The following is a 19,721-nucleotide window of genomic DNA, read 5'->3' as shown; positions in this document are numbered from 1 at the left end:
CAGTCGGCAGTAAGCGCTGGCAACCTAGTCCTGGTGCAGGGACGTCGCCCTGATAATGATGTCTTCGAGTCCTGCCTCGCTAGCCAGATCATGTGGTCGAATCACCGTATCGGTGCTGGCGTAATAAAACGCCGCTTGAACCGACTCCAGCGGAACTCCCTTCAACCGCGCCCAAGCCAACCGGTAGACAGCGAGCTGCACCGACCGCACCGTTAGTTTCTCCCGTGATGGCGGGGTGCCAGTCTTCCAGTCGACCAGTTCCCACGTTCCGTCGTCGTGCCGGAAGACCGCGTCGATACGTCCCCTAACCACGAGCGGACCCACCTTCGTTTCGATGGGGACCTCAAGTTCCACCGGCAGGCGGTGGGCCCATGCTGACTGCCTGAAGGTAGCGATCATACTGTCGAGGTCCAGGGCATCGTCGATATGGGAATCGGCACCCGGGGTTTCACCGAGGTCCAGCATGCCGCTGGTCCCGTAGTACTCCTCAATCCAGGTGTGGAAGGCTGTGCCACGCCGGGCTGCCATTCCGGGACGCCGCGGCACCGGCCGCCGAAGTTGCCGGGCCACCGCAGCAGGATCATCGGATAGCTCCACCAGGAGGGACGCCGAGATGTGCGCCGGGAGTTCGACTTCTGAACTGCCGGTTGCCCGGGAATGCCGGGCCAGAGCCAGTCGTGTCTCCTCGGACCACCGCCCGCCAGCGCCAGCCAGCCCAGTTCCCGCGTTGGTTTCCGACGAATCGGATGCCGCGGCTGCCGCTGTCAGGACCGCAGCCGCTGCGGTCTCCATTTCCGGACGACGCGTGTGGAGCGGGTCTGTTGGCCAGGCGGCACGGGTTTCCGCTGCGTTGGCCGGGTTGTTGTCTCCTTCCTCCTCCTGGGTCAGCCATTGCAGCACAGCGAAGCCCGGCTGGTGGTGTTCGGCCAGGTCGAGCAGCTCAGTGAGGTAGGTGGACACCGGGGTGGGTTTGGTCCGGCCGCCACCCCAGGCCGAAGACGTGCAGACCAACACGTGTTTGGCCCGGGTGAACGCGACGTAGGCAAGCCGGCGTTCCTCCCGCTCGGCGTGGTAGCGTGCCTCCGCGGTGAACTCCTTCTCGCTGGCAATCCACGAAACCTGATCCTCCTGGTCCCAGTCCCAGTGCGGCAGTTCTCCCGCGTCTCCCCTGAGATTCCATGGAATAGCCGAGTCACCGCTGCTCCAGCGCGAGTCGGATCCGCTGGGGAAAGCACCCTCGTTGAGCCCCGGGACAATGACGATGTCCCATTCCAGTCCTTTCGCGGCGTGCACGGTGAGGAGCTGCACAGCATCCCGGTTGGTCTCGAGTGCGGTGACCGGCAACCCATCCTCTTCGGCATCTGCTGCCTCAAGCCAGGCCAGGAACGCGGCCAGGTCCACGCGTTCCGCCGTCGAGCTGAATCCGGCGACGGCGTCCACGAAAGCGTCAAGGTTGCGCCGTGCCTCATGGATCCCCACCCGCGGTTTGGCTGCCACCTCGATGTCGAGCAGGATGCGACGTTCCACTTCGTTGATCAGGGTGGTGAGATCGTCCCCGACGAAGTCCCTGAGCACCCGCAATTCGTCGCGGAGACGAATGAGCCGGATTCGTCCTTCACCGCTCAGCTCGCGTCCGCTGTTTGAGACCCAATCTGCCGGTGGGAGATGGTCAACTGCCTCGACCAGACTGCCCAGTTCGACGGTGTCGGGCAGCACCGTGTCGGCCTCCTGCCCGGCTCCGGCTCCGACGTCGTCGGCCGGTTCGGTGGCGGGCGTGGACCAGAGCCTACGTCGGGCCAGTTGCCTGGACCAGTCACCCAGGGCCATGATGTCTGCCGCGCCGATCCGCCAGCGGGCGCTCGAAAGCAATCGCAGCAGGGAATCGGATCGATCCGGGTCGCCGAGCACCCGCAGCACTGCGAGCAGTTCAACGATTTCGGGTGTGCGGAGCAAGCCCCCAAGTCCCACAATCTGCACCGGAATGCCACGCTTCGCCAGTTCCTGACGGATGGGTTCAAACTGCCGCCGCCCACGGCATAGGACTGCGACGGTCGGTTTGAGCGCCCGGCCCTCGGCACCGACCTCAAAACCTCGCCGTCGATGGTGCTCCACCTGGTCCGCCAGGGCAGCGGCCTCACCCGTAACCGTTTCGCCGTCCAGCTGTACCGATGCTTCGCACAGGTACCTACCCAGATACACCTCCCCCACTCCTGCCCGGGGTTTCGGTTCCAGCGGAGGGACGAACAGGGTAGAGCTGCGCAGCCAGCCGGGTTGACGATTGAGTTCGGAGGCAACAGCGTTGGCTGCCGCGAGAATACTGGTGCCGTTGCGCCAGGCGACCGAAAGGTTGGCGACCGATGAAGGGCGTAACCCGTCGTCGGCGGTGAGGGGGAACGTGGTGCGGAACGTTCCCAGTTGACCGGCCGAAGCTCCGCGGAAACCATAGATCGACTGGTGGGGGTCCCCCACAGCGGTCACCGCCCGGCCGTCGCCGAAGAGCTTTGAGAACAACACCATCTGCGCAAATGAGGTGTCCTGGAATTCGTCCAGCAGGACTACCCGGAATTTCTGGCGCTCCATTTCCACCGCCTCGGGGATGTCGCTGACAATCCTTGCTGCGAGAGCAACCAGATCACCGAAGTCCAGCTGCCGACGGGTGTGTTTGGCATCTGAGTAGTGTTCGACCAGTTCGGTGACGGTCACCCGGGTTCGCAGTTTGTCCAGCAGCCTGGCAACAGCCTGTGCCGGGCGGCGCATTGTGCCCGCCGCGTATTCCAGCTCACCGACGGCCGAGATGTGTTCCCTCAGCACCGCCCTCACTTCGGCCGGTGTCACCAGATGTTCAGCGCATTCCCCGGCCATGGTGAGGACCGCCTTGACCAGGGTGGACTTCGCGGCACTGAAATGCTCCCACTCCCCCTCATACGCTTCCACCACGGAACTGGCCAGTTGCCAGGCCTGTGCAGCACCGAGCAGCACCGAGTCCCGCTCCACCCCGATGCGCAATCCATAGTCCTGGACAATCGAGTTGGCGTACGAGTGATAGGTCGACACGCTCGGGTCTAGCCGGTCCTCGTCGGTGCCTTCATATCCGGCCGCGTCCAACGCTGGGTACAGTGCCGACAATTGCTGCCGGATCCGGGTGGACAACTCTCCGGCTGCTTTTTTGGTGAAAGTTACACCCAGGATCTGCTCCGGCCGGACCAGTGCGTTGGCTACCAACCAAACCACCCGGTCAGCCATGGTCTTGGTCTTACCTGATCCGCGCCCGCAATGACGAGCAGCGGCTCGAGCGGCGCTTCAATAATGGTGACCTGATCTGGTGTGGGGTACTGCACTGGTGAAGTGGGATCACGGTGCAGTAGTTCAGCGAGTTCTCTGGCAGAAAACCGCTGGGCCACCCGATTGGCGGGCACTCCACCAGTTGCGACCGGGGCTGCTGCGCTGCTCATTCGGTCACCTGCCGTCCCTCTTGGCACAGCGGACAGATTTCGGGCAGTCGACAACCTGACCCACCGTGGCCTGATCGCTTCGGATCATGCACCGTATCGAACTGAGCTGACGACATAAGACGTGCTGCTTCCTCGATCATTTCCCGGGCCCACCCTTCATCGGCTGCCAGGGCGGGTTGCTGCTGGACTCCCGCTTCCTTGCGGGTGGTTCCCAGCTGGACCAGGGCGGCCCCACCCGATCCTGCGACCTGCCCAGCAGAGAGTGCCCCCTCATTCACGGCGACCTGGTAGGAGGCCAACTGCGGGTGCCGGTCCAGATCCGCCAGCGAGGGCGAGGACTTGCCGGTTTTCAGGTCGACTATGACCAGCCTGCCCTCAGCATCGATTTCCAGCCGGTCGATCTGCCCCCTCAATCTCGCGACGCGCGGGGCATCCCCGATTGCCACCTCCAGGTCCACTTCGAAATCGACCTCAGTGCCGACCAGTGACCGACCTGCCTGCCGCATCGCAATCACGTAGCCAGCGAGCTTCCGCACCATCTGTTCGGCACGCTGAAAATCGATCCTCCCCTCCCAGTTCTCCTTCATCCCGAGGGAAGGCCAACGGCGCTGCAACTCCTCAACGTATTGACTACCGGTGGCATCCGGGAAGTCCTGGGCAATGCTGTGCACCAGCGTTCCCAGCGACCGCGCGAAGTCCATCGTCGGCTCACCGCCGACCGCCGATACAAACCAGTTCAACGGTGATTTCAGGACAGCATCAACCTTGGAAGGTGACACCGGGATGGGCTGGTCGCCGGGCACCACCGGTGCGCTGGAGGAGAGCTCCTGGAGGCCCCACCACTCACGGGGGTGGGCTCCCGGCACCGTAGGAGAATGGTTGACCATAGCGCCCAGATGGTGGGTCGCTTCCCGAGAGAGTTCAGGGTATGCGGTCGCTTGCTGGGCATACTTCCTCAGTTCAGCCACGAGCGCGCGCAGCGTCAGCGGGCGTTGCACCTCGGTCCGGGACCGTTCCAATTGACCGGGGGGCAACGGATCCACCAGGTCCAGGAACGGTGAGGGCTGTGCCTCATCGGATGCCACGGCACAGCAAATCAATTCTTCGGTGGCCCGGGATACGGCGACCGAGAAGCTGCGAAGCTCGTCGAAGCGGATCTCCTGCATCAGGATCAACGGGTCGCGGTGCCGGCGAAAATCCGCTCCGTAATCCATCAGCGCGGTGAGTTCGCCTGAACCGAGCAATTCCCCTCTGAGCCGCAGATTGGGCCAGGTCCCCTCCTGGATACCTGCCACGATCACCACCGGCCATTCCCGACCGGAAGCGCTGGCGGGGGTGAGCAGCGCCACGGATTCCTGGTTCTGGGCGCGCGGCGCCAACGTGTCCATTGGCAGTTCCTGGCTGGTCAGGTACTCGAGGAACCGGGCCGGCGCCGCCCCGGGCACCTGGTCGACGAACCGTTCGGCCGTCTGGAACAGGGCCACTACTGCGTCGAGGTCGCGGTCAGCGCGGGCAGCGGACGCTCCCTCGGCAACCGCTGAGTCGGCCCATTGAGTTGACCACCCTGAGGCCTCCCACAGCGCCCACAACACCGTCTCGGGGTTGGCTCCCTCCGCCTCAAGAGCTGACGTTCCGGCTGAGATCATCCGCGCGACCCTTCGTGCCGCTTTACCGCCCTGCATCCCTGGGCCAATCAGCGAGGGGTCGGTGAGTGCCTCAACCAGCAACTCGTCGCTGGTCCTCCCCCGGCCGGCCGCCACTTCCGTCTGGCGAAGGTTCTGCCGCAACCGGCGGAGCTCAAGTGTCCCCGCGCCGCCTACCCGTGATGATAGTAAGGACACGGCTAACGCCGCATCCAGGGTCACCTGGCCCAGGACGACCCCAAAAATGTCCAGTAACGGCTTCACCGCTGGTTCGTCACGAATGGCCCGCTCCGCTGCCGGAACGTTGACCGCAATCCCCTGTCCGGTCAGATAACGCTGAAACTCGGCCAGTTGGGCCCCGGTCCTCACGATCACTGCAATGTCGCCGAGACTCCGTCCCGCGAAGAGTTGTGCCTCAAGGATCCGTTGCGCCACATACCGCAGCTCGTGGAATGAGGAATCCACCAGATGCGCGGAGACCAACCCCACCTCATTGAGAATTGTTGGGCCCTGCGGTGCAGGCTCCAGCGTTCTGTACGCGCCCGCACCGCCGACGACCGAGATGCGCGAGGCGACGTTTTGCCATGCCTCCGCCAACGGCCCGGTTAGCCGGTGGGAGGTCCTGAGCGCAACCGTCAGCAGCTTGGTGTTCCCCGTGAGGTCCTGTGCCAGTCTGCCGGTCAGCTCAGGCCGGGCGCCCCTGAAGCCGTGGACGACGGTGTCCGGGCACGACGCCACGAGGACGTCGCTGTCCCTGCCCAGCAGGGTGAACAGGGCATGGACAGCCGCGTTCGACTCCTGGTAGTCGTCTACGAGAATGAGCTGCAGCCGGGATCGCTCCTGTGCCAGCAGCTCCGCGTCGACCTCAAGCAGGTTCCGGGCCGCGGTAAGCACGCCCGCCGGGTCGAAGGCCTCGGGCATCCGCAGATCCAGGACGTCGCGGTACTCCTGGTACAGCTGGGCGCCCGCTGTCCAGTCTGGACGGTTGAAACGACGCCCCAGGTCAGCCAGTTCATCCGGATGCATTCCGTACTCGCTGACCCGGTCGAAAAGCTCCCGCACCTCTTGCCTGAACCCTCTGGTGGGAAGGGCGAGGGTCAAACCCTCCGGCCACCCCAGCGGTGTCGCCCCGGGACGGTTATGACCGTCCAGGAGCTCCTTGATGATTAGGTCCTGTTCCGCGCCGGAGAGGAGACGGGGGCTGCGAATCAGCTCGGGAATCCGTCCCTCAATTCGCGCCCTGCGGATCAGGTCAAAGGCATAAGACGCCCAGGTCCGTGCTGGTGCTGCGCTTAGGCTGCGGTTCAGGCGGGAGGTCAACGCGTCACGAAGCCGTGCTGCGCTCAGGCGGGACGGCGCCAGCATCAGGACTGAGGCCGGATCCAGCCCGTCCTGATCGATCCGCCGCACCGCCGCTTCGACCAGCACGGTTGACTTGCCGGTCCCTGGGCCGCCCAACACCAGCACCGGTCCGCTACCGGCGCCAAGAGCAACGATTTCTGCCTGTTCAGGGCTGAGGACCGGCGCCGTGGCTGACGGTTGCCCGGCCCGCGCATCTCCTGCTGTTACCAATCGTGGTCTGGCGTTCATGGTTTCAGCCAATCATGGGGGTCTGACGTTTTAGGGATCGGCTCCGAACCCCCGGCCAGTGCGGAACGGGTCACCTCGATTGCACCCCGTTCGGTTTCGGTTGGGTTCCATCGGGCCGCAGCCATCTCGATCGTGTACCCCGGCTCCGACCGGGCCTGGGATCGGGTATCCCCGCTGGTTCGCAGCGGGGTCCCCTCAGCCACATAACGTGGTAGAGCCTCTGCGCTGTGGCCGAGCGGAGGAAGGCCGCTGGCGCGGACCACCCGCCACCACGGCGTACCGTCGCCGCACCGGGACATTGCGGCACCGACCTGCCGGGGGCCAGCGCACTCCAGCAGCTCGGAGATGTCGCCATAGGAAAGGACTGAACCGCCAGGAATCATTCCTGCTATCTCGTACACCGCCTCGGCGAATTCATCATTCATGAATTCCAGCCTAACCGGACCCACCTCACCCGAATTGTCGGTGCCGGAGGATAGCGTCAAAGGCATGGATAGCTGGCATCACCACCCACGAGCGGCCTTTGACCTCGAGACCACTGGACGCGACCCGCTGGCGGCCCGGATTGTCACCGCGTCGATAGTGCTGGTGGACGCGGATGGCTCAGCGCTTGAGCAACATGAGTGGTTGGCCGACCCCGGTGTTGAGATCCCCCTGGAGGCTGCAGCAATCCATGGGGTCAGCACCGAGCGGGCCCGTGCCGAGGGCCAACCGGTGGCCCGGGTAGTGCAGGAAATCGCCGCAGTCCTGAATCGTCTGTTCACAGCGGGAATTCCCGTCCTGGCTTTCAACGCACGCTACGACTTCACTGTGCTGGCCAGTGAAGGTGCCCGGCATGCGGTACCCGTACCCCATCCGTTCCCGGTCCTCGACCCGTACATCATGGACAAGCAGGCTGATCGTTTCCGCCGTGGAAAACGGACCCTGACAGCTATGTCTGAACACTATGGGGTGGCGTTTGAAAACGCCCACACGTCGGCCGCGGATGTGCTGGCAACCTTGCAGGTCGCGGCGGTCCTTGCCGAACGCTTCCCGCATCTGCAACGTCCTGCAGGAGTACTTCATGCATCGCAGGTGGTGTGGGCGGCCCGGCAGGCCGCGAGCTTCCAGGAATACCTCCGCCGCGAGGATCCGGCGGCAATCGTTGAAGGGCGCTGGCCCGCTATCGCCTCCTAGGGACATCACGGGAACGCCGCCGCGAGTCCACTTTTCCGAAGATTCTTCGATCTGGAGGCGGGGATGCCCCAGACGGCGCCCGATGAGTGATTCAGGGCACTAAAGTTCAGTCACTTCTTTCATGCGTGTGATGATGGCTTGGGCGTCGATCGATTCGCCCTCCGGCCGTGATACACCCGATCATCCGGCCGTCGCCAGCAACCATGAGGGCCCATGATCACAGTTTCCGACCTGCGTAAGACCTACCAGCAGGGCAGCCGCACCATTACCGCCCTTGACGGGGTGAGCCTGACCGTGCCCCGCGGGTCGATCCACGGCATCATCGGTCATTCCGGTGCGGGAAAGTCGACCCTCGTGCGGTGCCTGACCCTGCTGGACCGCCCCACCTCCGGGTCGGTCACCATTGACGGTCGTGAACTGACCGCTGTCAAGGATTCAGAGATCCGCACTGCGCGCCGTCGAATTGGAATGGTCTTCCAGCACGCCAACCTGATGGATTCCCGCACGGCTGCCCAGAATGTGGCGCACCCCCTGGAACTGGTGAAGACCCCCAAGGCAGATATCTCTTCCACGGTGGCACGTCTCCTGGATCTGGTGGGATTGGCTGGCTTCGCCGATGCCTACCCGTCGCAGTTATCCGGTGGCCAGAAGCAGCGGGTGGGTATTGCCCGGGCGCTCGCCTCCGATCCCGACGTGCTGCTCTGCGACGAGCCCACCTCGGCACTCGATCCAACCACCACTGACGACATCCTGGATCTGATCCATAACCTCACTGACACGCTGGGCTTGACGGTGCTGATCATCACCCATGAGATGAACGTCGTGAAGCGCATCTGCGATTCGGTATCGCTGCTGGAGGATGGCCGGGTGGTGGAACATGGCAGGCTGCAGGACGTGGCGGCCCAGCTCGACGGAAAGCTGTCACGGGCGCTGCTGCCGCTACCAGCCCATCGGCCAGGAAGAATGCCAGCGCTCGAACTGCTCCTAGCGGGGGATGTCGCGTCAGGGCCGGTCCTGTCCGATCTGGGCCGACGGTTCGATCTGAGCATCAATGTTCTGGCTGGCAGCGTCGAAAATCTCGCCGACAGCCGCTTCGGCCGGCTACGAATCGAAGTGAGTGAGCTGGCGCCAGTCGAAGAAATGCTGCAGTACCTGCAGTCCCAGGGCGTCGCGGCAAAGGTGGCATGATGGATTTTTTTGATCAGCTCTTCACTAACCCAGGCATCACCCGTGCCCTGCCCGAAGAATTCGCAGCAACGATGCAGATGATCGGCATCTCGGGCTTCTTCACCCTTCTGGTGGGGTTGCCGTTGGGCGTGTTTCTTTCCGCCAGCGCCCCCGACGGGTTGCGGCCGATGCCCCTGACCAACAAGGTGATCAGCGGCGTCGTCGTCAATATCACCCGTTCCATTCCGTTCGCCATCCTGATGGTGTCACTGATCCCGCTCGCCCGGCTCCTGACCGGCACCTCGATCGGACCGGTTGCGGCATCGGTATCACTAAGCATCGGCGCCATCCCGTTCTTCGCCCGACTGGTCGAAACCTCCCTCCGCGACGTCAGTTCAGGCAAGATCGACGCTGCTCTCGTGATGGGTTCCACCCGAATGCAGGTGGTGACCAAGGTGCTCCTCCGTGAGGCGCTCCCGGGTCTGATTGCCGCGTTCACGACGACGCTGGTCACCCTGGTCGGCTACTCGGCGATGGCGGGCATCATCGGCGGCGGTGGTCTCGGCCGACTCGCCTACAACTACGGCCTCCAACGGTTCGACACCACCGTCATGGTGGTGGTGATCATCATCATCGTCCTCATCGTGCAGGCCATTCAGCTCGCCGGGGACTGGGCTGCGCGCCGGGTGGATCACCGCTCGGCAGCGACGGCCGGGAGCGGTAAACGGCTGCGTCGCAAGGCTGCGGTCCAGGTGGTCGGCAGCTGACGCCGTCGCCGTTCCCAACACTCACTGCCTGCACCTACGTTTGTACGCCCCTTGAAAGGAAACCTGTTCTATTGCGTAAGTTACTCACCCTCGCTGCTACCGGCGTCGCTGCTACCCTCATGCTGAGCGCCTGTGGCGGTTCAGCCGACACCGAGGTCGTCTCCTCACTGGATCCCGCCAACCCGCAAACCATCACCGTTGGGGCGAGCCCGCAGCCCCACGCCCGGATCCTTGAGTTCGTCGACGAGAATCTCGCCGAGGAAGCGGGACTCGACCTCGAGATCACTGAGTTCGACGATTACACCACCCCGAATATCGCGCTCAGCGACGGTGACCTGGACGCCAACTACTTCCAGCACCTGCCGTATTTCAACAGCCAGGTCGAAGGCCAGGGGTACGACTTCGCCCACGGCGAGGGCGTCCACATCGAGCCGTATGCTGCCTTCTCCGAGCAGCATGAGGACGTCTCGGACATCCCCGAGGGCGGACGCATCGCCATCACCAACGACCCCTCCAATCAGGCCCGCGCACTGACGCTGTTGCAGGATGCCGGGATTCTTGAGGGCATTGCCGAGGACGCCTCAGTACTTGCGCTCTCCGACGAGCAGAACCCGATGGGCCTGGAGTTCATCGAGAACCAGCCCGAACTGCTGCTCAACGATCTCCAGGACCCCAGCGTTGACCTGGCCATCATCAATGGCAACTACATTCTCGACGCGGGTCTCAGCACCGCTGATGCCCTCGTCGTTGAATCGCTTGATGGCAATCCCTACGCCAATTTCCTGGCCTGGAACACCGCTTCAGACGGTGATGCACGGATCGCGAAGCTCGAGGAGCTGTTGCACTCCCCCGAGGTCAAGTCCTACATCGAGGAACAGTGGCCCAGCGGAGACGTCGCACCCGCGTCCTAGCCCACACCAGGGAACCCCGCACAGAAACGGCTTTCGTTTCCGTGCGGGGTTCCCTTGTTTGTGCCTGGGTGTCAGTCGACAGGCGTCAGCCGAAGGGCGTCGCTCCTGCTGCGGCAGCCGCAGCAGCAGGCAACGCGTCGTAGATCCGGTTCATGGCTGCGTCGTCGTGCGCGGAGGACAGGAACCACGCCTCAAAGACGGACGGCGGCAGATAGACACCCGACTCCAGCATTGAATGGAAGAACGGGGCGTAGCGGTAGGAGTCCTGGGCCAGCGCGTCGGCGTAGTTGTGGACGCCGCCCGACGACGTCCCGAAGGCCACGCTGAACAGGTTCCCTGCCCGCTGGATGGAATGGTCGACGCCGGCGCGATCCAGTTCGGTGGAGAGCGCGGCTGACAGTGCCAGGGAGTTCGAGTCGATCTGCTGGTAGACATCAGCGGTTGCATGGCTCAGCTGGGCAACCCCGGCGGCCATTGCCAGCGGGTTCCCGGATAGGGTGCCCGCCTGGTACACGGGTCCCAGGGGAGCCAGGTAATTCATGACGTCCTCGCGACCGCCCAGGGCTGCTGCGGGGAGCCCGCCCCCGATCACCTTCCCGAAGGTCAGCAGGTCGGGGGTCCATGCTTCCTCGGCGCCGGCGGCGCCTCCGGTGAGGCCCCAATATCCACCCGGCCCCACCCTGAAGCCCGTGAGAACCTCGTCGACAATGAGCAGCGCGCCGTGGGCGGCGGTGATCCGGGACAGGCCCGCATTGAAGCCCGGCCCCGGTGTCACTACTCCCATATTGGCTGGCGCGGCCTCGGTGATGACAGCGGCGATTGAATCCCCGTGGTCGGCGAAAGCTGCTTCGACGGCTGCCAGGTCGTTGTAGGGCAGCACCAGGGTTTCCGCTGCGGTCGCGGCGGTGACCCCGGCCGAGCCGGGGAGCGCGAGGGTCGCCACACCGGACCCGGCTGCTGCCAGGAGGGAATCCAGATGACCGTGGTAGCAGCCAGCAAACTTCACGATCAGGTTGCGGCCGGTGAACCCGCGGGCCAGGCGGACCGCCGTCATGGTCGCCTCGGTACCCGTGGACACCATCCGCAGCCGTTCCACCGCTGGCACCCGATCCTTCACCAGTTGCGCCAGGTCAGCCTCGGCCGGGGTTGACGCGCCAAAGGACAGGCCGTTGTCCGCCGCACGGTGCACCGCGTCCAGCACCGCCGGGTGGCCGTGTCCGAGCAGAGCCGGACCCCAGGAACACACCAGGTCGACATACTCGCGACCGTCGGCGTCGGTGACGTGGGGGCCTTTGGCCGAGACCAGGAAGCGGGGGGTGCCACCGACCGATCCGAAAGCCCGGACCGGAGAGTTGACCCCGCCAGGCATGAGGGCTTGCGCCCGTGTGAACAATTCTTCTGAAACGGTCATGGTTTACTCCTTTAGCCAGCCGGCGAGTTCGGCGGCCCAGTAGGTCAGGATGATGTTCGCCCCGGCGCGTTTGATGCCGAGAACTGATTCTTCGATAGCCCGACGACGGTCGATCCAGCCATTCGCAGCGGCGGCCTCGATCATGGCGTACTCCCCCGAGATCTGGTAGGCGCCCACCGGCACAGGAGACAGCGCCGCAACATCAGCGAGGATGTCGAGGTAGCTCATTGCTGGTTTGACCATCACCATGTCTGCGCCTTCCTCGAGGTCCAGTTCGACCTCCAGGAGTGCTTCGCGGCGGTTTGCTGCGTCCATTTGGTAGGTTCGCCGGTCGCCCTTGAGCTGCGAATCGACTGCCTCACGGAACGGGCCGTAAAAGGCTGACGCGTATTTGGCGGCGTAGGCCAGAACGGCAGTTTCCTGATGCCCTGCCTCCTCAAGCGCCTGACGGATGACTGCCACTTGACCATCCATCATGCCTGACGGACCGAGAACGTGCGCCCCGGCGTTGGCCTGGGCGACAGCCATTTCGGCATACACCGCGAGCGTCGCATCGTTGTCGACCGTTCCGTCGGACGCGAGCACGCCACAGTGCCCATGGTCGGTGAATTCGTCGAGGCAGACATCGCTCATGACCACCAGGTCGTCTCCCACCTCAGCCCGAACGTCAGCGATCGCCCGGTTCAGGACGCCGTCCGGGTCAAGCCCTGCGCTGCCCGTCGCATCACGCTGGGCGGGGATACCAAAGAGCATGATCCCGCCGACACCCAACTGGACCGCCTCCGCGGCTGCACGCTTCAGCGACTCGGTGCTGTGCTGGACCACTCCGGGCATCGAGGAAATGGGGTGCGGGCTGGTGAGCCCCTCGCGGATGAACGCTGGCAGCACCAGTTCGGCGGGGCTCAGTCGGTGCTCGGCGGTCAGGCGCCTCAGCGCCGGAGTGGTCCGCAGCCGGCGTGGTCGGTGTTGGGGGAAACTCATGGGTGCTCCTCTTCTCTTGCAGTCAGCTTTTCACGTTCGGGGTGGTCCTGCATCGCGGCTGCGATCGCATCGGCGATCCCCGCGGGCGTCGGGTCGGCTGCTACCGCGGCGATGGGGATACCGCACCGTTGCGCTTCAGCAGCAGTGCTGGCACCGATCATGACGGCGGCGAGTCCGGCCGGAAACCTTCGGCGGGTGAGTGAGTGGTCCGTTCGCTCAACCTGCGGACGGTGCTGGGGGAAGTGAACACCACGGCATCGATAGCGCCAGCTGCGACAGCTGTCCAGAAACCGGCTGGGTCCAGTTCGGGCAGCTCGGGGCACCTATCCGGGGCTTCCGGTCCGCTGGCTCCAGTTCCATCGTGTTCAGCGGGTCCGCCAGGTCCCACACTGGCGGTGATCCGACGCGACGGGTCCGCCGGGTAGGACACGGTACGGTACGCGGTGATTTGCACCAGGTCCCAGCCCTGACCGCTGAGTAGGCGCTCAAGGGTGTCGGCTGCAATGTCGGCTTGCGGGAGGAGGATGCGACCCTTGGGTGCCAGCCCACTGAAGGCGGCGGCCAGTCCGACGGCCGAACTCTCATGACCGGTCCGATCAGGCACCAGGTCAGCCCTCAGACCTTCGGCGAACAGCGCCCCGGCGGTCGCCTCCCCCACCGCCGCGATGCGTGTGCCGGACGGGACCGCTGAGCCAAGCGCGAGTCCACGGCGAGCCAACTGCTGTTTCAGCGCCCGAACCGTGGTGCTGCTGGTCGCCACGAGCCAGCTAAACGCCCCGCCGGCCAGCTCATTCAGGGCAGCCTCGAGCAATGCTGAGTCTTCGGGAGTCTCGAAGTCAATCAGGGGCAGCAGTTGTACTGCGGCCCCGCGCGAGTGCAGCTCCCCCACCGTCCGGACGGCGTGGTCAGCACCTCGCAGCAACACCACGCGAACACCCTCCAGCGGGTGATTACCGGAAGTTGGGGCTGGGGTCATTGGGCGGTGAGCGGAGCAATGCTCGCGGCACCAGCGGCCAGCAGATCCTCGGCAAGTCCCACGCCCAGCGCATCCGCGCCATCGGCTGAGAGGTCCCCGCCGGAACGAGCCAGCCGGAGCAGTTGGGTTCCGTCAAGGCTGCACACCACAGCCTGCAGTGCAAGGACTTCGCCGGTCACCGTGGCGAGGGCCCCGATGGGGGCACTGCACCCTGCTTCGAGACGGCGCAGGACCGCCCGCTCGGCGGTGACTGCAAGCCGGGTGGTGGTGTGGTCGTAGTCCTTGAGGGCTGCAGCGAAGGGTGAGTCGACGGCGTCACCGGTCCGGCATTCGACTGCCAGTGCACCCTGTCCGGGTGCAGGCAGCATCACTGCCGGGTCGATGAGCTCGGTAATGACGCTTTCGCGCCCCAACCGGAACAACCCGGCGGCAGCGAGCACCACCGCGTCGAGGTCACCCGGGCCCGACTCGCTCAGCCCGGCAACCCTGGCAAGGCGGGTGTCAACGTTGCCCCTGATGTCGATGACCTCCAGTCCGGGCCGTGCAGCACGCAGCTGGGCGGCCCGGCGCGGGGAACCCGTGCCCACCGTTGCACCGTCGGGGAGGGTGGCCAAGGTAAGCCCATCCCTGGCGCAAAGCGCATCACGGGTGTCAGCCCGTTCGGGAATGGCTGCGACGTTCAACCCCTCGGCGGGGACCGTTGGAAGGTCCTTGAGCGAGTGCACGGCAAGGTCGCAGCGGTCGTCCAGAAGGGCATCGCGCAGCGCCGCAACGAACACGCCGGTTCCCCCGATCTGGGTGAGTGAACCCTTATGCACGTCGCCCTCGGTGCGGATCCGGACCAGCTCGTGGACTGCGCCGCTGAGCGAGCTGATCCGCTCGGCAACCGTGGTGGTCTGGGTGAGCGCCAACGCACTGGCGCGGGTGCCCACCCGCAGGGGCCCGGTCACGAGGCGGGTGCCGTCCCCGGTAGTCCGACAGTCGAGTCCGCCGCGGCGACAGTGGGCTTGGGGCCCCTGCGGTTGGCGCAGCAGTTGGGCCGGCAGACATCGAACCAGGGTCCCAGGTTCGTGGCGGACGGCCGGTCGGCGATGTTGTTGTCCACCGTGCGTTCGCAGACCAGGTCGATCAGGCCCGCGACAAACTTGTCGTGGGTTCCCGGGGTGGGGACCCGCTCGGCGAGGACGCCCAGATCAGCGCAGGTCTCAAGGGCCTCGGTGTCGAGGTCCCATTTCACTTCCATGTGGTCGCTGACAAATCCGAGGGGAACGATGACGACGCCCTTGGTGCCCGCCGCGGCGAGATCCTTGATCGCATCGTTGATATCGGGCTCCAGCCAGGGCACATGCGGGGCACCCGACCGTGATTGGTAGACAAGTGACCAGTCGACGCCGGCGGATTCCGGCACCCGGTCGAGCACAGCCTGGGCTGTGGCCAGGTGCTGGGCGACGTAGGCACCCTCGGCGTAGGCGGGCCCGCCGTCGGCCTCACCGTTGACCCGCGGCCCTGCGGCCTCGGCATCGCCGGTGGGGATCGAGTGGGTGGCGAACAGGATATGGATTGGGGCGTCGGTTTCACCGCTGTCGGTCAGCTTCTGGCGCAGCGCTGAAAGACCGTTGGCCACACCCTCGACGAACGGCTCGACGAAACCGGGGTGGTCGAAGTATTGCCTGACCTTGTCTACCTCAAGCTTGCCTTCGAGGCCGGTCTCAACCAGGGCCATCCCCAGGTCTTCCCGGTACTGGCGGCAACTCGAGTAACAGGAGTAGGCGCTCGTGGTGACGGTGAGCACGCGGTGGTGTCCGGCGTCGTACGCCTCCTGCAGGGTGTCCGCGATGAACGGCGCCCAGTTGCGGTTGCCCCAGAACACCGGTAGATCGATGCCCCGGTTGGCCAGTTCGGCTTCCATTGCCGCCTTCAGCGCACGGTTCTGGGCGTTGATGGGGCTGATGCCGCCGTTGGCGCGGTAGTGGTGGGAGACCTCCTCGAGGCGTTCGTCGGGGATGCCCCGGCCACGGGTGACGTTCCGGAGGAAGGGAATGACATCTTCCTGACCCTCGGGTCCGCCGAAGGAGGCGAGCACAATGGCGTCGTAGTTTTTGGGCGCCATCCGCCCGTTGTCGTCCACGCCGTCGAGCGGGTGAAAGGCCTGAGCGGTCATCGGAGCACCTCTGCAATCCCGGCGGTATCGATCCGCCGTCCGGTGTAAAAGGGAATTTCGTCGCGCACGTGCCGCCTGGCCTCGGTTTCGCGGAGGTGGCGCATCAGGTCGACCAGGTCGACCAGGTCGGGTGCCTCAAGGGCGAGGATCCACTCCCAGTCGCCGAGGGCGAAGGAGGAGACGGTGTTGGAGAGGACCTGAGGGTAGTCACGGCCCTTCAAGCCGTGGTCGTACAGCATCTCGCGGCGCTCTTCCGACGGGAGGATGTACCAGTCATAGGAGCGGACAAACGGGTAGACACAGACCCATTCGGCCGGTGCCACGCCGCGTGAGAACGCCGGGGAGTGGCTCTTCGAGAATTCAGCGGCCCGGTGAACGCCCATGGCGGACCAGACAATCTCGGCCGTTGCGAATTCGGTGGTCCGACGGATCTTCCGGACTGCGGCCTGCAGTGCTTCGGGCTGGGAGCCATGCAACCAGACCATCACATCGGCGTCTTCGCGCATTCCGGAGACGTCGTAGAAGCCGCGCAGCGTCACCCCGTCGGCGTCGAGGGACTCGATGACCTGCTCAAGGGAGCCGGTGGCGGAGCCCTGTGTCACAGCGCTGCGTTTGAACACCGTCCACAGGGTGAAGAACAGCTCAGCCGCGGCGTCGTCGGCGGTGGCTGTTGAAGGATTTTGCGTGTGCTCCGTGCGGGTTTGCTCACTCATGGTACTAGTCTGCCCCTCAGTGAGGAGCAAACCGAAATCTGAGGTTCTACTGCGCGTAGAAAGTCGCGAAGATCACAGACCAGTTGGGTCGCTGGCCTGCGGGGCCAACCGATCAGCGAGGGCTTTGGCTCTCACCCTGGCGTCGTCAATGACGGCGACCAGACCTGTTCCAGCGAGCCACGCACCAGTGATTTCCAGGTGGCGTTCCGAGGCCGCGGCGGCACGAACCCGTGCCACCAGGTCACGGTGACCTACCGAAGCGTGGGGCAGGGCACCGTTCCAGCGGACCACTTTCCATCCCACCACGTCAGCTTCATCAATGGTGGTCTCGAGGAGCGCTGAGGCGTCGGCGAGCGCTGCCCCGTAGAGCGCGGTGTCGTCGGCCAGTTCATCGCCGAGCTGACCTGCCCGCCCGTAGGAAAGCCTGAGCACGTGGCTGCCCGGGCCCGCCTGATCCGCGAGCCAGGACCATTTCGCGGTGGCGTGGGTGAGCGCTTTGGCGCTGACGCCCTCAGCCCCGGCTGCTACCAGCACCCCGGTCCCCCGCGGGTGGGCATCGAGTTCCGGAACGTCGACGACGAGGGTCACCAAAGCCACCCCCGGAACCGCCTGGGGGCGGTCCTCCCGCAGCCTTGGCAGTGCATCACCGAGAAGGTCGACGGCGCCTGGCCCGTCCACCGCCATCACCAGCGCCTCGGCTGCAATGGGGCCGCTGGCGGTGGTTACCGTCCAGCCCGTTCCCGACCGGGCGATTGAGAGCGCCTCACTGTCCGGTCTGAGATCGGCTCCGCCAGCACGAAGTTCGTCGGTCAACGCAGCGGTGAGTTGGGCCATGCCCCCGCTCAGGCCCCCGACGGCCGAGCCGGCGGGCGCTGCAGCGCGCATGGCGCCCACTGCCGCACCGAGCGATCCGTGGTGCTTCATCATTTTGCGAAGTCCGGGCGCCACGGAATCAACGTCAAGGTCATCGGGATCAGCCGAGAACACTCCGCCAACAACCGGCGCAACCAGGCGGGTGAGGACGTCGATGCCCATCCGGGCGCGCACCACCTCGCCCAGGCTGATTCCCTCGTCTTTGTACAGGCTGCCCAGCGGGAGCACCTTGTCCAGTGATGCCCGCAACGCCCCAGCCCTGCCGATGGCCCGCACGATCTCGGGGTCGAGTACATCCGCGGGAATACCGAGGATGCCGCTACGAGGCAGGGGCATGGCACTGTGCTGGGGGTCTTTGCCGGGGAACCTGATCCACGCTCCCGCCGGGTTAGGGATGACGAGGCGGTCGGCCAGGCCAAGCTGACGTGCCAGGGCGGGCACAGTGTCCGAACGGGTGGAATACGATTCAGCTCCGCTGTCAAGCCTTAAGCCCGCCACCTCGTGGTCGGCCACGCAGCCACCGAAGGCTGATGACCGTTCGAGGACCGTCACGGTCAGACCGCGGGCCAACAGCTCGCGGGCCACGATCAATCCGGCCATCCCGCCCCCAACAACAACGACGGGTTTACCCGGCGTTACGCGTGGGGCACTGCTACGGTGCGGCATCGTTACGGTTCCACCGAGTGGATGAGTTGAACAATCCTTGTCAGGACCGCCGGGTCGGTTTCAGGGGGCACGCCGTGGCCGAGGTTGACGACATGGCCGGGGGCGGCCGAACCCGCCTTCAGCACGTCGAGCACGTGGGCCTCGAGGACCTTCCACGGAGCTGAGAGCAGCGCCGGGTCAATGTTGCCCTGCAGGGGAACTGCGCCACCGAGCCGACGATTGGCTTCGTCGAGGGGCAGCCGGTAGTCAACTCCGACCACATCGACACCAACATCATGCATTGCCACCAGGAGTTCCGAAGTACCGGTTCCGAAGTGAATCAGAGGCGCTCCGAGGCCTCGCACAAAGTCCAGCGCCCGTCCGGACGCCGGGGCGACGTGCGCCTGATAATCGGCCAGGCCCAGTGAGCCTGCCCAGGAGTCGAAAAGCTGGGCGGCACTCGCCCCAGCCTCCAGCTGGGCCTTCAGGAACTTCCCCGAAGCGTCGGCAGCCCAGCGTGTCAGCGCACCCCAGGTTTCCGGATCGGCATGCATCATGGTCCGTGGGCCGAGGTGATCCCGGGACGGTTTGCCCTCAACCATGTAGGCGGCGAGGGTGAAGGGGGCGCCAGCGAACCCGATGAGCGGGGTGCTTCCGAGCTCAGCGACGGTCAGGGCGACTGCCTGCCGGATAGGTTCGAGCGCCTCATCGGTCAGTTCCGGAAGCGCTGCAACATCCGCGGCGGTGCGGACTGGTGTACCGAGCACCGGCCCGACCCCTGGCACAATATCGACGTCTACGCCGGCCAACTTGAGCGGGATGACGATATCGGAGAAGAAAATGGCGGCGTCGACGTCATGCCTGCGAACCGGCTGGAGGGTAATTTCAGAGGCCATCGCCGGATCGAGGCACGAATCGAGCATCGCCGTCCCCTGCCGCAGTGCCCGATATTCGGGCAGGGACCGACCGGCCTGGCGCATGAACCACACCGGACGCCTGCTGGGACGCTCACCGCGGTAGGCCGAGATCAGCGGCGAGGAGGAAGTCCGGCCATCTACCAGGGGGTGTGTTGCACTTAGAGTCATATCTCGATTGTGCCAAGTTCGGGCGGTTTCGGTTAACCCACCGGACACCAGCGGGGCTTGCCCCTCTCCGGGGGCCGGGCAAAAGCGCTGGCCGGGTGGCGAACCTCACCCCGCCGAGGATCGCCGGAACGGGCGAAAAGACGCCGAACTTAGGCATACCTATTCATGCC

General features: G+C 65.2%; 17 protein-coding genes. 4 read left to right on the top strand and 13 right to left on the bottom strand.

All coding sequences use genetic code 11. The features are described from left to right. Nucleotides 1-24: 24 nt before the first annotated feature. From DDA93_RS10180 to DDA93_RS10170, 4 genes are read right to left on the bottom strand one after another with little or no spacing between them, the layout of a single operon-like run. Nucleotides 25-3,243 carry an ATP-dependent DNA helicase gene (locus DDA93_RS10180; RefSeq protein ID WP_243400588.1) on the bottom strand — a complete coding sequence of 1,073 codons (3,219 nt, stop codon included), beginning with the start codon at nt 3,241-3,243 and terminating at the stop codon, nt 25-27. After that, a complete protein-coding gene (locus DDA93_RS16785; RefSeq protein WP_243400587.1) occupies nt 3,216-3,452 on the bottom strand; it encodes a hypothetical protein in 237 nt (78 codons plus the stop codon). The genes DDA93_RS10180 and DDA93_RS16785 overlap by 28 nt, the downstream gene beginning before the upstream one ends. Beyond that, the gene (locus tag DDA93_RS10175; protein WP_243400586.1) at nt 3,449-6,685 is read right to left on the bottom strand and encodes an ATP-dependent DNA helicase; all 3,237 of its coding nucleotides are present in this window, start codon (nt 6,683-6,685) and stop codon (nt 3,449-3,451) included. The genes DDA93_RS16785 and DDA93_RS10175 overlap by 4 nt, the downstream gene beginning before the upstream one ends. Further along, nucleotides 6,682-7,110: an MGMT family protein gene (locus DDA93_RS10170; RefSeq protein WP_165802613.1), complete on the bottom strand. Its 429-nt coding sequence runs from the start codon at nt 7,108-7,110 to the stop codon at nt 6,682-6,684. The genes DDA93_RS10175 and DDA93_RS10170 overlap by 4 nt, the downstream gene beginning before the upstream one ends. 64 nt (nt 7,111-7,174) lie before the next feature. On the opposite strand from DDA93_RS10170, the gene DDA93_RS10165 reads away from it, so the two are divergent. The 4 genes from DDA93_RS10165 to DDA93_RS10150 all read left to right on the top strand — a co-directional run bounded on the left by DDA93_RS10165 (nt 7,175) and on the right by DDA93_RS10150 (nt 10,706). After that, entirely contained in the window at nt 7,175-7,861 is a 687-nt protein-coding gene (locus tag DDA93_RS10165; protein ID WP_116778697.1) for a 3'-5' exonuclease, read from the top strand. A 213-nt stretch (nt 7,862-8,074) separates the two neighbouring features. Beyond that, nucleotides 8,075-9,049, top strand: a complete 975-nt coding sequence (locus DDA93_RS10160) for an ATP-binding cassette domain-containing protein (RefSeq protein WP_019481677.1) — start codon at nt 8,075-8,077, stop codon at nt 9,047-9,049. Then, a complete protein-coding gene (locus tag DDA93_RS10155; protein WP_019481676.1) occupies nt 9,049-9,795 on the top strand; it encodes a methionine ABC transporter permease in 747 nt (248 codons plus the stop codon). Before DDA93_RS10160 ends, DDA93_RS10155 begins: the two co-directional genes overlap by 1 nt. Nucleotides 9,796-9,866: 71 nt before the next feature. Next, the gene (locus DDA93_RS10150) at nt 9,867-10,706 is read left to right on the top strand and encodes a MetQ/NlpA family ABC transporter substrate-binding protein (protein ID WP_116778696.1); all 840 of its coding nucleotides are present in this window, start codon (nt 9,867-9,869) and stop codon (nt 10,704-10,706) included. 85 nt (nt 10,707-10,791) lie between these two features. Here the strand turns inward: DDA93_RS10150 and hemL are convergent, their stop codons facing one another. The 9 genes from hemL to hemE form a co-directional block, all read right to left on the bottom strand. Next, nucleotides 10,792-12,117 carry a glutamate-1-semialdehyde 2,1-aminomutase gene (gene hemL, locus DDA93_RS10145; RefSeq protein WP_116778695.1) on the bottom strand — a complete coding sequence of 442 codons (1,326 nt, stop codon included), beginning with the start codon at nt 12,115-12,117 and terminating at the stop codon, nt 10,792-10,794. A 3-nt stretch (nt 12,118-12,120) separates the two neighbouring features. Next, nucleotides 12,121-13,098 carry a porphobilinogen synthase gene (gene hemB / locus DDA93_RS10140; RefSeq protein ID WP_019481673.1) on the bottom strand — a complete coding sequence of 326 codons (978 nt, stop codon included), beginning with the start codon at nt 13,096-13,098 and terminating at the stop codon, nt 12,121-12,123. Beyond that, nucleotides 13,095-13,259, bottom strand: a complete 165-nt coding sequence (locus DDA93_RS16310; RefSeq protein WP_165802612.1) for a hypothetical protein — start codon at nt 13,257-13,259, stop codon at nt 13,095-13,097. Before DDA93_RS16310 ends, hemB begins: the two co-directional genes overlap by 4 nt. Beyond that, the gene (locus tag DDA93_RS10135; protein ID WP_165802611.1) at nt 13,256-14,026 is read right to left on the bottom strand and encodes a uroporphyrinogen-III synthase; all 771 of its coding nucleotides are present in this window, start codon (nt 14,024-14,026) and stop codon (nt 13,256-13,258) included. Before DDA93_RS10135 ends, DDA93_RS16310 begins: the two co-directional genes overlap by 4 nt. A gap of 44 nt (nt 14,027-14,070) precedes the next feature. Beyond that, a complete protein-coding gene (hemC, locus tag DDA93_RS10130) occupies nt 14,071-15,024 on the bottom strand; it encodes a hydroxymethylbilane synthase (RefSeq protein WP_116778693.1) in 954 nt (317 codons plus the stop codon). Next, complete coding sequence (locus DDA93_RS10125; RefSeq protein WP_116778692.1) at nt 15,021-16,235, bottom strand: ferrochelatase; 1,215 nt, start codon at nt 16,233-16,235, stop codon at nt 15,021-15,023. The genes hemC and DDA93_RS10125 overlap by 4 nt, the downstream gene beginning before the upstream one ends. Further along, the gene (gene hemQ / locus DDA93_RS10120) at nt 16,232-16,948 is read right to left on the bottom strand and encodes a hydrogen peroxide-dependent heme synthase (RefSeq protein ID WP_019481669.1); all 717 of its coding nucleotides are present in this window, start codon (nt 16,946-16,948) and stop codon (nt 16,232-16,234) included. The genes DDA93_RS10125 and hemQ overlap by 4 nt, the downstream gene beginning before the upstream one ends. 72 nt (nt 16,949-17,020) lie before the next feature. Further along, a complete protein-coding gene (gene hemG / locus DDA93_RS10115; protein ID WP_116778691.1) occupies nt 17,021-18,487 on the bottom strand; it encodes a protoporphyrinogen oxidase in 1,467 nt (488 codons plus the stop codon). Between the two features lie 2 nt (nt 18,488-18,489). Beyond that, a complete protein-coding gene (gene hemE, locus DDA93_RS10110; RefSeq protein ID WP_116778690.1) occupies nt 18,490-19,551 on the bottom strand; it encodes a uroporphyrinogen decarboxylase in 1,062 nt (353 codons plus the stop codon). Nucleotides 19,552-19,721: the final 170 nt, after the last annotated feature.

It is taken from the genome of Arthrobacter sp. Bz4, assembly GCF_003075455.1.
In the GTDB taxonomy this organism is placed as follows: Bacteria; Actinomycetota; Actinomycetes; order Actinomycetales; family Micrococcaceae; genus Arthrobacter_D.
The sequence above is the reverse complement of the archived record's forward strand: the minus strand, read 5'-3'. Positions and strand labels throughout refer to the sequence as shown.

Bases quoted from the DNA above. Each gene is read 5' to 3' on its own strand.
- DDA93_RS10180 (WP_243400588.1), bottom strand. From the start codon at position 3,243: ATGGCTGACCGGGTGGTTTGGTTGGTAGCCAACGCACTGGTCCGGCCG.
- DDA93_RS16785 (WP_243400587.1), bottom strand. From the start codon at position 3,452: ATGAGCAGCGCAGCAGCCCCGGTCGCAACTGGTGGAGTGCCCGCCAAT.
- DDA93_RS10175 (WP_243400586.1), bottom strand. From the start codon at position 6,685: ATGAACGCCAGACCACGATTGGTAACAGCAGGAGATGCGCGGGCCGGG.
- DDA93_RS10170 (WP_165802613.1), bottom strand. From the start codon at position 7,110: ATGAATGATGAATTCGCCGAGGCGGTGTACGAGATAGCAGGAATGATT.
- DDA93_RS10165 (WP_116778697.1), top strand. From the start codon at position 7,175: ATGGATAGCTGGCATCACCACCCACGAGCGGCCTTTGACCTCGAGACC.
- DDA93_RS10160 (WP_019481677.1), top strand. From the start codon at position 8,075: ATGATCACAGTTTCCGACCTGCGTAAGACCTACCAGCAGGGCAGCCGC.
- DDA93_RS10155 (WP_019481676.1), top strand. From the start codon at position 9,049: ATGGATTTTTTTGATCAGCTCTTCACTAACCCAGGCATCACCCGTGCC.
- hemL (WP_116778695.1), bottom strand. From the start codon at position 12,117: ATGACCGTTTCAGAAGAATTGTTCACACGGGCGCAAGCCCTCATGCCT.
- hemB (WP_019481673.1), bottom strand. From the start codon at position 13,098: ATGAGTTTCCCCCAACACCGACCACGCCGGCTGCGGACCACTCCGGCG.
- DDA93_RS16310 (WP_165802612.1), bottom strand. From the start codon at position 13,259: ATGATCGGTGCCAGCACTGCTGCTGAAGCGCAACGGTGCGGTATCCCC.
- DDA93_RS10125 (WP_116778692.1), bottom strand. From the start codon at position 16,235: ATGACCGCTCAGGCCTTTCACCCGCTCGACGGCGTGGACGACAACGGG.
- hemQ (WP_019481669.1), bottom strand. From the start codon at position 16,948: ATGAGTGAGCAAACCCGCACGGAGCACACGCAAAATCCTTCAACAGCC.
- hemG (WP_116778691.1), bottom strand. From the start codon at position 18,487: ATGCCGCACCGTAGCAGTGCCCCACGCGTAACGCCGGGTAAACCCGTC.
- hemE (WP_116778690.1), bottom strand. From the start codon at position 19,551: ATGACTCTAAGTGCAACACACCCCCTGGTAGATGGCCGGACTTCCTCC.